Genomic DNA, 13,777 nt, shown 5'->3' on the forward strand with positions numbered 1-13,777 from the left:
GCGTCTGTAGAGCGTCCCGTGGCTTGGTCAATGCAGGGTGGTGGATGCTTCCTGCGGGGCGGGCAGGGGCTCGCGCGCCTGGAGCGCGGGTGTACTGCCGAACAGCGCGATGGCCCAGTCGGCGAAGGCGCGCACGCGTGCGTTCAGGTGGCGGTTCGGCGGGTACACCAGATGGATCGGCAGCTGCGGGTGCGACCACTCGGGCAGCACCTGCACGAGCGAGCCGTCGTCCAGGTAGGGCGCGGCCTGGAAGCTGGCGACCTGGGTGATGCCCAGGCCGGCGAGAGCGGCCGAGGTCAGTGCGTTGCTCTCGTTGACCGCCAGCTGGTAACGGCCGGCCAGCTCCAGATGCTCACCGTCCTGCACGAACTCGTGCGGAAACGAGCGTCCGGTGCGCGACGAGAAGTAATTGATGGTGCGGTGCCCGTCAGCTTCCAGGTCCTGCGGATGGGCGGGCATGCCGTGCACCCGCAGATAGCCGGGCGAGGCCACGGTCACGACCGACAGCGTGCCGATGCGGCGCGCCACCAGCGACTGCTCGGTCAGGCTGCCGGCGCGGACCACGCAGTCCACGTTGTCGGCGATCAGGTCGACCGGCCGGTCGCCCACGCCCAGGTCGAGCTGGATGGACGGGTTGCGGGCGAAGAACTGCGGCAGCGCCGGGATCACGAGCAGGCGTGCGATGGAGGCGCCAACGTCCACGCGCAGCCGGCCGCTTGGAGCGGCGTTCGCCTGCGTCATGCTGGTCTCGATGTCGTCCAGGTCGGCCAGCAGCCGCAGCGTGCGTTCGTAGTAGGCCGCGCCGTCGGGTGTGACGGTCACGCGGCGGGTCGTGCGGTGCAGCAGCTGCACGCGCAGCCGGCTCTCCAAGTGCTGGATCTGCTTGGTTACCGTGCCCTTGGGCAGCGACAAAAGATCGGCTGCGCGTGTGAAGCTGCCCGATTCGACAACGCGAACGAAGCAGCGCATGGAAGAGATCTGGTCCATCGGTCTGGTGTGTGCAGGTGGCAACGGTGGACGCCGATGGTGCGTGAATGTGCCGCGTCAGACTAGCAAGCGGCGCTTGCCAGTGCGGCAAGGACTTCAGTTGGCGTTGATTGGTACACGGTCGCCTGGTACCGCAAGTTGGGCAGGTGGGCACGGAGCGGTCGATGCTGCATCGTCCTTTTATTTACATAATATACATCGTATAAATTAACATCCAAGCATTCGCTGCGCGACGGCAACGGCGCTGGGCAGCGCCGTCAGCCTTCACTGGCCTGCTCGTGATCGGCCTTGCTGCCTTCCAGCCACTTGCGGTGCAACTGGTTGCCCCGGCGCATGGCCTCCTGAGCCTTCCGGTACTGTCGCCTCGATAAATAGCGCCAAACGCTCACAATCAACAGCGGCACAACAATGCTTGCTGCGAGCAGGTAGACCGCCGTCAAATGGTGCTCAGGAGTGTTCATTGCCTTCCGAAACGATGCAAGCGGACGCGACTATAGGCCTTAAGCTAACAAATGGTCTGAAAACGTACAACATGTCAGCTGCCCGTCAGCAATTTCACCACTTTCCTCTGGGCTGGCGTTGCCGCACGGCATCTCCGATGAGCTTGGCCACGTCAGCCCGGTTGACGGAATTCGCAAAATCGATGGCCGTCATGCCTTGCTCGTTCTTGAGCAGTGGCTCCGCACCTTCCTGCAGCAGCAGCCTGACCGCCTCGTGGCTGCCGTAGCGCGCGGCCATCATCAAGGGGGTGGTCCTGTTCGGCGACTCCGCATCGATGAAGGCATGTTCCTCCAGCAAGAGCCGCATCACTTCCAGATGCCCGCTGGTCGCGGCGTAATGCAGCGGTGCCCATCCCGTCTTGTTGACCGCCGCGCCACGGGCGATCAGCTTCTTGCAGAGTTCCAGCTGGCCATCCAGCGCCGCCGCCATCAGGGGGCTTTCGTCGGCCTTGTTCAGTGATTCGACCTCGGTCTTCGGCCAATCGATCAAGGCCTGCGTGACGCGGGACGACCGCGCACGGATGGCGAGGTACAGGCCATGCTGGCCGTTCGGGTCACGCGTGTTGGGGTCGAAGCCGCGCCGCAGCAGATTGGTGACAGTCGTTGCATCGTCGGCGGCAATGGCGGCGAAGAAGTCATCGTACGAACCCGCTGTCGCCACGCCTGCGACGCCCCACAGGAGAACAGCCAGGCAATGGCGCCGTAGCATCTTCATCGTCATGCCGCCTCGGGCCGGAAAAGTGCGTCGAAATTGGCGCTGGTCTGCGCGGCGATCGCCTCGACGGCCAGGCCGCGCACCGCGGCGATCTGGGCCGCGACATGCGGCACCCACGCAGGCTGGTTGGTCTTGCCCCGGTACGGCACGGGGGCCAGATAGGGGCTGTCGGTTTCGATCAGCAGGCGGTCCAACGGGACGAAGCCGGCGATGTCACGCAGATCCTGTGCGTTCTTGAAGGTGAGGATGCCGGACAGGGAGATGTAAAAACCCAGGTCCAGTGCTGCACGGGCCACCGTCTCAGTTTCGGTGAAGCAGTGGAACACACCACCGGCGGCTCCGGCCGAGCCATCTTCGCCCTGCTCCCGCAGGATCGCCAGTGTGTCGTCCGAGGCCGATCGGGTGTGGATGACCAGCGGCTTGCCGAGCTGCCGCGCAGCCCGGATGTGGGTGCGAAAGCGCTCGCGCTGCCACTCGACATCGGCCACGCTGCGATCACCCAGGCGGTAGTAGTCCAGGCCGGTCTCGCCGATCGCCAGCACACGCGGCAGGCGGCCGCGGGTCAGCAGGTCGTCCAGGCCGGGCTCCTGCACATCTTCCTGGTCAGGGTGCACGCCCACGGTCGCCCAGATCTGCGGGTGCGCCATGGCGATCCCGTGCACGGTGGTGAACTCTTCCAGCGTGGTGCAGATGCACATCGCGCGGTCGACCTGCGCGGCGGCCATGGCGTCAAGAATCTGCGGCAACCGGGCCAGCAGCTCGGGGTCGCTCAGGTGGCAATGCGAATCGGTGTACATGCGCGGGCCGGCGCCGGCGCGCGGGCCGGCGTGCGAAATCAAACGGTTTGGGTGGGCCGGTCGGACATCAGGTGTCCGCTCAGCAGGTCTTCGATCTTTTCCTTGAGCTGGCGCGACTTCTCGTCCCGGGGGAACTGGATGCCCACGCCCTGCGTCCGATTGCCCGACGCACGCGATGGCGTGACCCAGGCCACGCGCCCGGCGATCGGGTAGCGCTGTGGGTCTTCCGGCAGGGACAGCAGCACATAGACGTCGTCACCAAGCTGGTACTCGCGCGAGGTCGGGATGAACATGCCGCCTTCGGCGAACAGGGGGATGTAGGCCGCGTACAGGGCGGCTTTTTCCTTGATCGCCAACTGGATGACGCTGGGGCGCGGTGCCGGGGCGGGACTGCTCATGGTGGGCGCGAGTTTAGGGCGCTTTTCGCCAGCGCAACGAGCGATTCCAACATCAGGCCGGCGTTCAAGGGATGCTCGGCGATCCGGGCGCTGTCCTGCAGCTTGCGCGACCATTGCAGCAAGGTGTCCAGCCGGGCCGGCGGCGGCAGGTCGGCGCCCGCGAAGAAGCGCGGTGCTGCGCCCTGCCCCACGCGCAACAGGTCGTGGCAGAGCTTTTGCATGGCATCGATGAGCTCGACGGGTGCCAGGCCACTGACCGCACCCATGTCGCCGCGCGCCAGTGCCTGCGGCAAAGCGCTCCAGGCGCGCGCGCTGCGGCCGGCCTCGTGCATGCGCAAGGCCTCTTCGGGGCGGCCACCTGCGGCCGCCAGCAGCACCGGAACATCGGCCGCCGCCACACCTTCTTGCGCCTGCAGCCATTCCTGGGCCTCCTGCGGCGTGGGCCAGGCCATCTGGTGGCCCATGCAGCGGCTGCGGATGGTGGGCAGCAGCAGGTGCGCCGCCCCTGTCGCCAACACGAAACGCACATCGCCTGGCGGCTCCTCCAGTGTCTTGAGCAAGGCGTTCGCGCTGATCATGTTCATGCGCTCGGCCGGAAACACCAGGACCGCCTTGCCGCGTCCCCGTGCACTGGTGCGTTGCCCGAACTCGACGGCAGCGCGCATGGCTTCGACCCGGATCTCGCGGCTGGCCTTGCGCTTCTTGTCGTCGACCTCGGCCTGGGCCTTCTCGTCCAGCGGCCAGCCGAGCGCGAGCATCTCCACCTCGGGCAACAGCACACAGAGGTCGGCATGGGCGCGCACATCGATGGCGTGGCAGCTGGCGCAGGCGCCGCAGGCGCCCTGCCCCTGCGGCCGGTCGACGCGCTCGCACAGCCAGGCCCGCGCCAGTTCCAAAGCCAATTCGTACTGGCCCAGGCCCGAGGGGCCGTGGAGCAGCCAGGCATGGCCACGCTGCGCGAGCAGGCTGGTGCGCTGGCGCTGCAACCAGGGTGCGAGGCTCATCGCGGCCCCGCCTGCGCGGCAACCATGATGGCCAGCCAGCCGCGCCGCACCATGGCGGCCGTGATCTGCTGCCAGACCGCATGCCGCGTGGCATCGGCCGCGATGCGCACGAAGCGCGCGGGCGCTGCCTCGGCCCGCTCTGCATAGCCCGCGTGCACGCGGGCGAAGAAGGCAGCGGACTCAGCCTCGAAGCGGTCGGGTGCGCGCGCCGCAGCCAGCCGCTGCGCCGCGACTTCGGGCGCCAGTTCGAACCACAGCGTCATGTCGGGCTGGCGCACTTGCCCGGCCAGCAGGCCGTCACTGGACTGGACCCACCGCTCCAGCGCGGCCAGCACGCCGCTGTCGAAGCCGCGGCCTGCCCCCTGGTAGGCGAAGGTGGCGTCGGTGAAGCGGTCGCACAGCACCACCTCGCCGCGCGCCAGCGCCGGCTCGATCACGCGCCGCAGGTGGTCGCGCCGGCCGGCGAACACGAGCAGGGCTTCGGTCAGCGCATCCATGTCCTCGTGCAACACAAGCTCGCGCAGCCGCTCGGCCACGGGCGTGCCACCCGGTTCGCGCGTCTGCGTGACGGTGCGCCCCTGGGCACGGAAGGCGTCGGCAAGCGCCGCGATGTGGCTGGACTTGCCGGCGCCGTCGATGCCTTCGAAGCTGATGAAAAGTCCGCGTGGTGGCTGCATGTGGCTCAACGCCCGCGTATGTAACGGTTGACGGCGCGGTTGTGCTCGTCCAGCGATTGGCTGAAATGGCTGGTGCCATCGCCGCGCGCCACGAAGTACAAGGCCTTGGAATCGGAAGGCTGCACGGCCGCCAGCAGTGCACGCGCTCCGGGCATCGCGATCGGCGTGGGCGGCAGGCCAGGCCGCGTATAGGTGTTGAAGGGCGTGTCGGTGCGCAGGTCGCTGCGGCGCAGGTTGCCGTCGAAGCGCTCGCCCATGCCGTAGATCACGGTCGGGTCGGTCTGCAGCAGCATGCCGATGCGCAGCCGGTTGTGGAAGACGGCGGAGATGTCGGCCCGGTCCTCCCCATGGCCGGTCTCCTTCTCGACGATGCTGGCCAGCACCAGGGCCTGCTCAGGTGTCTTGAGCACGACGCCGGGCAGGCGCTGGGACCAGGCCGCGTCCAGCTGTTTGTCCATGGCCTGCAGGGCCTGGCGCAGCACGGCCAGGTCGCTGCTGTCCTTGGCGTAGCTGTAGGTGTCGGGAAAGAAGCGGCCTTCGGGCGCGATGCCGGGCCGGCCCAGCGCGGCCATCAGCGCCGCATCGTCGAGCGCGCGGCTGTCGGGTTGGATGCGGTCGGCCTTCGCGAGGGCCTGGCGCATCTGGCGGAAGGTCCAGCCTTCCACGAAAGTGACCGCGCGCAGGGCTTGTTCGCCGCGCACCAGCTTGTCCAGCAGCGTGCGCGGTGTCGTGCCGGGTGCGAATTCATAGCTGCCGGCCTTGATCAGGCGTGACTGGCCCGACAGCCGGAACCAGCCGAACAAGGCCCACTCCGGTGCCTGCACACCGGCCTCGGTGGCAGCGCCAGCAATGGCGCGCGCGCTGCTGCCGGGTGCGATGTTCAATTCCACCGGCGCGCGGGCCAGCCGCAGGGGCTGGTCCAGCCACCACCAAGCCCCCGCCGCCGCCGCGCAGGCCACCACCAACAACACCATCAGCGCACGACGCACAGCAGCCCTACAAGCCAGGAGAACAAGAGCCGGCCATGATAATTCAGCCCATGCAACCCACTGCCGACACCCGCAATGGCCTCGCGCCGCTGACGCATCTGGGCGTGATCGCCGTCCAGGGCGAGGACGCCGCCAAGTTTCTGCACAGCCAGCTGAGCCAGGATTTCGTGCTCGTAGCGCCCGATGAAGCGCGCCTCGCTGCGTTCTGCTCGCCCAAGGGCCGCATGCAGGCGAGCTTCGTCGGCCTGCGCTGGACCGACGGCCAGGTGCTGCTGGTCTGCGCGCGCGACCTGCTGGCGCCCACGCTCAAACGCCTGTCCATGTTCGTGATGCGTGCCAAGGCCAAGCTGCGCGATGCGACCGCGGAGTTCCAGCTGCTGGGCGCGCTGGGCCCCAGCGCGGCCGCACTGCTGGACGGCGAACCCGCGCCCTGGCACCGCCGCGAGGTCGGCGGCGGCGTGGTGGTGGCGCTGTACCCGGCCGATGGCCAGCCGCGCGCGCTGCTGGTGTTGCCCGCGCAGGCCGCCGTCCCGGACGTCGTGGACTCGGCGCCGGCGCTGCCGCTGGCGGATTGGCAGCTGTCCGAGGTGCGCAGCGGCGTGGTGCTGGTCGCGCAGCAGCTGTTCGAAGTGCTGGTGCCGCAGATGCTCAACTACGAGTCGGTCGGCGGCGTGAGCTTCAAGAAGGGCTGCTATCCAGGCCAGGAGATCGTGGCGCGCAGTCAGTTCCGCGGCACGCTCAAGCGCCGCGCCTATGTCGTGCACGCAGATGCCGAACTGGCCGCCGGCCAGGAGGTGTTCCAGGCCGGTGATGCCGAGCAGCCCACGGGCACCGTGGTGCAGGCTGCCGCCGACCCCGCCGGTGGCTGGGATGCGGTGGTCTCGGTGCAGATCGCGGCGGCCGAGGCCAAGGATCTGCGCGCCGGCAGCGCCACCGGCCCTGCCTTGCAGCTGCGTCCCCTGCCCTACGCCCTGCTGGCCGACGTCTGATCCGGCAGCGGCAGCACCATCTCGACGTGGGCGATGCCGACCTCGTCGAACGGTTCGCCGCGCACCGCAAAGCCCAGCCGGCAGTAGAAGCCCTCGGCGCTGCGCTGGGCGTGCAGCACCACCTCGCGGTCGCCGCGCGCGGCCGCGGCCCCCACCAGGGCCTGCAGGACTTCGGCACCCAGGTTCGCACCGCGCAGCATGTGGCGCACGGCCATGCGGCCGATCTTGGCCACGCCGGGCGCGTGCTGCAGCAGCCGGCCCGTGGCCTGCGGCTGCTCCAGCCGGTTGTAGAGCACGGCGTGCACGGCCGTGGCATCGGCCTCGTCCCACTCGTCGGCGCGCGCGATGCCCTGTTCCTCGATGAAGACCTCGGTGCGCACGCGGCGTGCGTCGGCCTGCAAGGCCTCCCAGCTGTCCAGCCGCAGTTGCGTCACGGCCTGCCCGGCCTCGTAGTCCAGCAGCAGCGCGCGCAGCGCGTCCGGCACCGGGCGCGACTTCTGCTCGGTAGGGTCGGCGAACACGTAGATCAGTTCGCCCGTGATCAGCAGCTGGTTGCCGCGGAAGATCGCGCCGACAAAGCGCATGGAGCTGCGGCCCACGTGCTCGCACTTCAGTGCCACGTCGAGCTGGTCGTCGTTGCGCGCCGAAGCGTGGTACTCCACGGTCGCCTTCTTCACGTAGAGCTCGCCGCCCAGCGCCGCGAAACCCTCTTCGTACGGCAGCGCCAGCGCGCGCCAGTAGGCGGTGACGGCCGTGTCGAAGTACATCAGGTAGTGGCCGTTGAAGACGATCTTCTGCATGTCCACCTCGACCCAGCGCACGCGCAGGCGGTGGAAGAAGCGGAAGTCCTGGCGTTTCATGCGGTGTCTCCTGACGTCTGCAAGGCGATGGCGAGCGCGCGCGCTGCGTCGGCATGGGCCATGCGCGCCTGCGGGATGGCCCGGCCCATCTTGATGAACTCATGCACCACGCCGCGGTAGATCTCCAGGTCCACCGCCACGCCTGCCGCACGCAGCTTGTCGGCGTACAGCACGCCCTCGTCGACCAGCGGATCGCATTCCGCCAGGCCGATCCAGGCTGGCGCCACGCCGTCGACATCGGGCGCGTTGAGCGGCGCGAAGCGCCAGTCGGCGCGCGCCGACCGGTCGGGCTGCACCTGGTCGAAGAACCATTCGATGCTGGCGGACTCGAGCACGAAACCCTCGGCGAAGCGCTGGTGCGAAGGGGTGTCCTGGAAGGCCGCGCAACCGGGGTAGAACAGCAGCTGCAGTGCCAGCGGCAGGCCCGCGTCGCGCGCGGCGATGGCGCAGACCGCGGCCAGCGTGCCACCGGCGCTGTCGCCGCCGATGGCCAGCCGCGTGGTGTCCAGGCCCAGCGCAGTGCCCTCCCCGGCCAGCCATTGCAAGGCATCCCAGGCATCGTTCTGCGCGGCCGGGAAACGGTGCTCGGGTGCGAGCCGGTAGTCCAGCGACAGCACGGCACAGCCGGCCTGGTGCGCCAGTTCGCGGCACAGCGTGTCGTGCGTCGCGACCGAGCCGATCGTGAAGCCGCCGCCGTGCAGGTACAGCAGCACCGGCAGCGGCGCCCCGGCGCTCGGCGCCACCAGGCGGGCCGGCAGGCGCGCGCCATCGCGCGTGGGCAGCGCCAGGTCTTGCACGCGCGCCAGCGGCCGCAGCGGGATGTCCAGCACGCCGGCGCCCAGCGCATAGGCCGCACGCGCCTGTTCGGGCGGCAGGCTGTGCAGTGGCGGCCGGCCGGCGCGGTGCATGCGGTCGATCACGCCGCGCATGGTCGGCGTCAACAGGTCTTGGGGGGTCTTTTGCATCAGAGGTGGACGGCGCCACCGCCGCCCCAGTCGATCGGGTCCTGCTGCAGCACCATGTCGATGTCCAGGCCCAGGGCCAGGCCCACTTCTCCCGGGAAGCTGGTGGCCAGCGCACGCTCGTCGTAGCCCGATTCCTGGGTGCGCGCACGCCAGGCCGCCAGGTGCACAAGGCCGGCCAGCGGCTCGTAGACCTCGTTCTCGAACGGCGCGAGCTGGTAGCGCAGCGCATCCACCAAGGGCCCCGGAAACTGCCACTGCTGCGCCAGCGTGGCACCGGCTGCGGCATAGGTGGTGTCCAGCATGCGTTGCTGCAGCTTGGCGCGGCGCACGTCGCACAGGCTGGCAATCAGGTTGACGGAGGCCATGTCGTCCTGCGCCGCGGCGTGCAGCACGAGCTCGCCCATGGCGTGCAGCAGGCCCGCGGTGTAGGCCACGGCCTGGTTCTGGCGCACGCTGGCAGCCAGCGCGCGCGCGAGCTTGGCCACCTGCAGGCTGAAGCGCCAGAACTGCGGCAGCGACAGGCCTGGCACGGCGTTGGGCACGCTGGCCCGCGCGGCAGCCTCGGCCAGCGGGCGCAAGGCCTCGGTCGGCAGCAGGGCCAGTGCCTGTGCCACGCTGATGACGCCGCGCGTGTCCTCGCGGTGCACGGCATTGGCCAGCCGCAGCAGCCGCATGGCCAGGGCCGGGTCGCCGCAGAACAGCTGGCTGGTGCGGCGCAGGTCCGGGACGGGCCTGGACAGCTCGGTCAGCAGCAGCGCGACCAGCTTGGGGCTGCTCGGTAGTTCTGGCTCCCGGTCCTGGGCGCTGGTCGCCTGCATGGTGTCTGCCCGCCGCGTGTGCCTTGCTTCAGCGCTTGCCGCCCTGCAGCTTGGCGAACGCCGACGCCATGGCCGAGGGCGCAGCAGCCTCCTGCCGCCCGCCGCCGCCGTGGCGCTGGCGCGCGCCGCTGTGCTCGAAACGGTTCTCGCGCGGGGCGTCGCGGCGCGCAGGCGCGGCGTCGAGCTTCATGGTCAGGCTGATGCGCTTGCGCGCCACGTCCACTTCCAGCACCTTGACCTTGACGATGTCGCCGGTCTTGACGACCTCGCGCGCATCGGTGACGAACTTGTTGGACAGCTGGCTCACATGCACCAGACCGTCCTGGTGCACGCCCAGGTCGACGAAGGCGCCGAAGGCCGCCACGTTGCTGACCGTGCCCTCCAGCAGCATCCCCTCGACGAGATCCTTGATGTCTTCGACGTTGTCGTTGAAGCGCGCCACCTTGAAGTCCGGACGCGGGTCGCGGCCGGGCTTTTCCAGCTCGGACATGATGTCCTTGACCGTGATCACGCCGAACTTCTCGTTGGCGAACAGCTCGGGCCGCAGGGTCTTGAGCATCTCCGCGCGACCCATCAATTCCTGCACGGGTTTCCCGGCGCGCTCGAGGATGCGCTCGACCACGGCATAGGTCTCCGGGTGCACGCCGGTCATGTCCAGCGGATTCGTGCCGCCACGGATGCGCAGGAAACCCGCGCTCTGCTCGAAGGTCTTGGGGCCCAGGCCACTGACCTCCAGCAATTGCTGGCGGCTGGCAAAGGCGCCATGGCTTTCGCGCCAGCGCACCACGGCCTTGGCCACGCTGGGCGACAGGCCCGAGACGCGCGACAGCAGCGGCACGCTGGCGGTGTTGAGGTCCACGCCCACGGCGTTGACGCAGTCCTCCACCACGGCCTCCAGCGTGCGCGCCAGTTCACCCTGGTTCACGTCGTGCTGGTACTGGCCCACGCCAATGGACTTGGGGTCGATCTTGACGAGCTCGGCCAGGGGGTCCTGCAGCCGGCGCGCGATGCTGGCCGCGCCGCGCAGGCTCACGTCCACGTCGGGCATTTCCTGCGAGGCGAACTCGCTGGCCGAGTAGACCGAGGCGCCGGCTTCGCTGACCACCACGCGTTGCAGCTGCACGTCGGGCGCGAGCTTTTCCAGGCGCTTGATCAGGTCGGCAGCCAGCTTGTCGGTCTCGCGGCTGGCCGTGCCGTTGCCGATGGCGATCAGGTTCACGCCGTGCCTGGCGCACAGCTGGGCGAGCGTGTGCAGCGCGCCCTCCCAGTCGCGCCGCGGCTCGTGCGGGTAGACGGTGGCGGTGTCGACCAGCTTGCCCGTGGCATCGACCACCGCCACCTTCACGCCGGTGCGGATGCCCGGGTCCAGGCCCATCACCACGCGCGGGCCGGCCGGCGCGGCCAGCAGCAGGTCGCGCAGGTTGTCGGAGAAGACCTTGATGGCGACCTTCTCGGCGTCCTCGCGCAGCCGCGTGAACAGGTCGCGCTCCGTCGACAGGCTCAGCTTGACGCGCCAGGTCCAGGCCACGCACTTGCGCAGCAGATCGTCCGCCGGACGGCTCTGGTGGCGCCAGCCCAGGTGCAGCGCGATGCGGCCCTCGGCCAGGCTGGGCACGGGCTGGCCGGGCTTGGCGGGCGCTGCATCCGCGTCGGGCAGCACCAGCTTGGCGTCCAGGATGTCCAGGGCGCGGCCGCGGAAGACGGCCAGCGCACGGTGCGAGGGCACGCGGCCGATCGGCTCGTCGTAGTCGAAATAGTCGCGGAACTTGGCAACGTCGGCGTTGTTCTCGTCCTTGCCGGCAGCCAGCTTGCTCTGCAGCAGGCCTTCGTCCCAGAGCCAGGCCCGCAGGCCCTGCACCAGCGCGGCGTCCTCGGCCCAGCGTTCGGACAGGATGTCGCGCACGCCGTCCAGCACCGCGGGCACGGTGGTGAAGTCTTCGCCGTTCTCACCCTTCTCGGCCTTGACGAAGGCAGCGGCCTCGTCGGCCGGCACCAGCGTCGGGTCGGCGAACAATTTGTCGGCCAGCGGCTCGATGCCGGCCTCGCGCGCGATCTGGCCCTTGGTGCGGCGCTTGAGCTTGTACGGCAGGTACAGGTCCTCGACCTCCTGCTTGGAGGCGGCGGCCTCGATCGCGGCGCGCAACTGGGGCGTCAGCTTGCCCTGCTCCTCGATGCTCTTGAGCACGGCGCCCCGCCGGTCTTCCAGTTCGCGCAGATAGGCCAGGCGGGCCTCCAGTTCGCGCAACTGCACATCGTCCAGGCCATTGGTGACCTCCTTGCGGTAGCGGGCGATGAAGGGCACGGTGGCGCCGCCATCGAGCAGGTCGACCGCCGCCTTGACCTGGTCTTCACGGATCTTGATTTCAGCGGCGAGCTGGCGAAAGATTTTCTGGAGCATCCTGGAGAAACGCTGGCGCAATGGGGGAAGGGGCGGCAGTTTGCCATAGCCCTCCGCCCTGCCGCGCATCCACCGTTCTGTGGACGTTCTGTCTCCGAAACACCTACAACCGCTTCATCCAAAGCGGGACTTCTGTTCGCCGAAGCCGAAATTTACATTCATTCACATATCAATGGCGGGTTCATGCGGGCAGTTGTCGCAACGCGGGCCAGCCGGGGAGATTGCTGTGAATCTGAATGAACACCAGGGTCGCCCGGCGCCTTCTGGCTGGTCGCGCACGCAGGAGTTGCTGGCACTGCCGACGCAGGCCGAGCGCCTGCCATTCAGCGTGCGCGTGGCGCGTTCCGAGGCCGACCTGCACAAGGCGGTGCATGTGCGCCACAGCGCCTATGCCCGCCACGTGCCAGCGTTCGCCGAAAGCCTCCGCGCACCCGAGAGCTACGACACCATGGACGGCACCGTGGTGCTGTTGGCCGAATCCAAGCTGGACGGCACGCCACTGGGAACCATGCGCATCCAGACGAATGCATTTGCGCCATTGCCGCTGGAACACTCGCTGACGCTGCCACCCAGAATGCGCCACAGCCCGCTGGCCGAGGCCACCCGCCTGGGCGTCGGCGAGCCGGCCCAGGGGCGCGCCGTGAAGACCGTGCTGTTCAAGGCCTTCTTCCTCTACTGCCAGCAGCAGGGCATCGACTGGATGGTCATCACGGCCCGCACGCCCATCGACCGCCAGTACGAGCGCCTGCTGTTCACGGATGTCGACCCTGCGCTCGGCTATGTCCCGCTGGCCCACGTTGGCAATCTGCCACACCGCATCATGTGCCTGGAGGTCAGCGGCGCCGAGCAGCACTGGGCCGAACTGCAGCATCCGCTGTTCCAGTTCGTGTTCCGTACGGACCATGTGGACATCGACCTGGGCCAGGCGCCCGCCCGCAACGGACCGAAATCCCACGCGCTTGCGGCACCGCTGCCTCGAATGCAGATGTAAAGGCGATGGCGGGCGTGAGAAAAGCCCGGACCAGCCTCCGAATTTGCCGCGGACGCGCGCGATTTGTCCCAGCACCTGCCGAATTAGCTTCATAATTTGTTTCAATTTGTGGCCGGCTTACACCATGCCGGCTCGGCTCGGGCATTTGGCGGACTGAGAACAACATGAACGGCAGCGTGCTGCGGCTTTCTCGGCTGAACACAGGTCTCGACAAGGCCTTGTATGCGATGGGGATCTATGCGCTGCCGGCTGTGTTGCTGGTGGTGAGCCTGTTCGCCCTCCTGTCCTGGTCCAACCAGTACGGCAGCGCGGGTGCGCGCAGCCTGTCCTTCCAGGTGGTCGAAGCGCCTGCGGACGGCGCTGGCCTGTCGCCGCAGGAGGCACTGGCGCAGCTCCGATCTGCGCCCTCCCCGGTCGTGCTGCAGGACACGCGGCTGTCCGAGGCCGCGTTCTGGATGCTGGTGCCGCTGGCCGATCAGCGGGTGGATGCCGCCACCGACAGCATCGAGTTCGCTTCGCGCCACGCCACCGACCTGCGCTGTTGGAATGCCGCCACGCTGCAGCCATTGGGCAGCGCCAGCCGCATGTCCAGCGAAGGCCATCTGTCAGCAGCCAAGGCCGGCTTCGCGGTGCGGCTGGAGGCCGCTGGCAAACCGGCCGCCCTGCTGTGCGAAAGCCATTTCGTCGGG

Annotated in this window: 14 protein-coding genes; 2 read left to right on the top strand and 12 right to left on the bottom strand. The window is 68.8% G+C overall.

Features of this window, described 5'->3' with window-relative positions:
* Positions 1-27: 27 nt before the first annotated feature.
* The 8 genes from ACSQ4M_RS22880 to mltG all read right to left on the bottom strand — a co-directional run bounded on the left by ACSQ4M_RS22880 (position 28) and on the right by mltG (position 6,052).
* Positions 28-987, bottom strand: a complete 960-nt coding sequence (locus tag ACSQ4M_RS22880) for a LysR family transcriptional regulator (protein WP_436191707.1) — start codon at positions 985-987, stop codon at positions 28-30.
* A gap of 257 nt (positions 988-1,244) precedes the next feature.
* The gene (locus ACSQ4M_RS22885; RefSeq protein ID WP_436191708.1) at positions 1,245-1,448 is read right to left on the bottom strand and encodes a hypothetical protein; all 204 of its coding nucleotides are present in this window, start codon (positions 1,446-1,448) and stop codon (positions 1,245-1,247) included.
* Positions 1,449-1,542: 94 nt separating this feature from the next.
* Positions 1,543-2,202 carry an ankyrin repeat domain-containing protein gene (locus ACSQ4M_RS22890; protein WP_436194057.1) on the bottom strand — a complete coding sequence of 220 codons (660 nt, stop codon included), beginning with the start codon at positions 2,200-2,202 and terminating at the stop codon, positions 1,543-1,545.
* A 2-nt stretch (positions 2,203-2,204) separates the two neighbouring features.
* Positions 2,205-2,999, bottom strand: a complete 795-nt coding sequence (locus ACSQ4M_RS22895; protein ID WP_436191709.1) for a TatD family hydrolase — start codon at positions 2,997-2,999, stop codon at positions 2,205-2,207.
* A 38-nt stretch (positions 3,000-3,037) separates the two neighbouring features.
* Positions 3,038-3,397: a PilZ domain-containing protein gene (locus ACSQ4M_RS22900; protein ID WP_056660337.1), complete on the bottom strand. Its 360-nt coding sequence runs from the start codon at positions 3,395-3,397 to the stop codon at positions 3,038-3,040.
* Entirely contained in the window at positions 3,394-4,401 is a 1,008-nt protein-coding gene (locus tag ACSQ4M_RS22905; RefSeq protein WP_436191710.1) for a DNA polymerase III subunit delta', read from the bottom strand. The genes ACSQ4M_RS22900 and ACSQ4M_RS22905 overlap by 4 nt, the downstream gene beginning before the upstream one ends.
* Positions 4,398-5,078, bottom strand: a complete 681-nt coding sequence (gene tmk / locus ACSQ4M_RS22910; RefSeq protein WP_436191711.1) for a dTMP kinase — start codon at positions 5,076-5,078, stop codon at positions 4,398-4,400. The genes ACSQ4M_RS22905 and tmk overlap by 4 nt, the downstream gene beginning before the upstream one ends.
* Positions 5,079-5,083: 5 nt before the next feature.
* The gene (gene mltG, locus ACSQ4M_RS22915; RefSeq protein WP_436191712.1) at positions 5,084-6,052 is read right to left on the bottom strand and encodes an endolytic transglycosylase MltG; all 969 of its coding nucleotides are present in this window, start codon (positions 6,050-6,052) and stop codon (positions 5,084-5,086) included.
* A gap of 65 nt (positions 6,053-6,117) precedes the next feature.
* Here mltG and ygfZ point away from each other — a divergent pair, with 65 nt between their 5' ends.
* Positions 6,118-7,056, top strand: coding sequence for a CAF17-like 4Fe-4S cluster assembly/insertion protein YgfZ (gene ygfZ, locus ACSQ4M_RS22920; RefSeq protein ID WP_436191713.1), 939 nt, complete (start codon positions 6,118-6,120; stop codon positions 7,054-7,056).
* On the opposite strand, the gene ACSQ4M_RS22925 is transcribed toward ygfZ, so the two are convergent.
* Genes ACSQ4M_RS22925 through ACSQ4M_RS22940 form a run of 4 tightly spaced genes read right to left on the bottom strand, consistent with a single transcriptional unit; the run spans position 7,032 to position 12,097 of the window.
* Complete coding sequence (locus tag ACSQ4M_RS22925) at positions 7,032-7,916, bottom strand: YbgC/FadM family acyl-CoA thioesterase (RefSeq protein ID WP_436191714.1); 885 nt, start codon at positions 7,914-7,916, stop codon at positions 7,032-7,034. The two genes, ygfZ and ACSQ4M_RS22925, sit on opposite strands and share 25 nt — an antisense overlap.
* Positions 7,913-8,881 (bottom strand): alpha/beta hydrolase, encoded by a 969-nt coding sequence (locus ACSQ4M_RS22930; RefSeq protein WP_436191715.1) that lies wholly within the window; start codon positions 8,879-8,881, stop codon positions 7,913-7,915. Before ACSQ4M_RS22930 ends, ACSQ4M_RS22925 begins: the two co-directional genes overlap by 4 nt.
* On the bottom strand, positions 8,881-9,699 hold the full coding sequence (locus ACSQ4M_RS22935; protein ID WP_436191716.1) for an HDOD domain-containing protein: 819 nt from the start codon (positions 9,697-9,699) through the stop codon (positions 8,881-8,883). The genes ACSQ4M_RS22930 and ACSQ4M_RS22935 overlap by 1 nt, the downstream gene beginning before the upstream one ends.
* Positions 9,700-9,727: 28 nt before the next feature.
* Complete coding sequence (locus ACSQ4M_RS22940; protein ID WP_436191717.1) at positions 9,728-12,097, bottom strand: Tex family protein; 2,370 nt, start codon at positions 12,095-12,097, stop codon at positions 9,728-9,730.
* A 226-nt stretch (positions 12,098-12,323) separates the two neighbouring features.
* Between ACSQ4M_RS22940 and ACSQ4M_RS22945 the strand changes: the two genes are divergently transcribed.
* Positions 12,324-13,088: an N-acyl amino acid synthase FeeM domain-containing protein gene (locus tag ACSQ4M_RS22945; protein WP_436191718.1), complete on the top strand. Its 765-nt coding sequence runs from the start codon at positions 12,324-12,326 to the stop codon at positions 13,086-13,088.
* The last annotated feature ends 689 nt before the right edge of the window (positions 13,089-13,777 follow it).

It is taken from the genome of Pseudorhodoferax sp. LjRoot39 (assembly GCF_964253035.1).
Classification (GTDB): domain Bacteria; phylum Pseudomonadota; class Gammaproteobacteria; order Burkholderiales; family Burkholderiaceae_C; genus Pseudorhodoferax.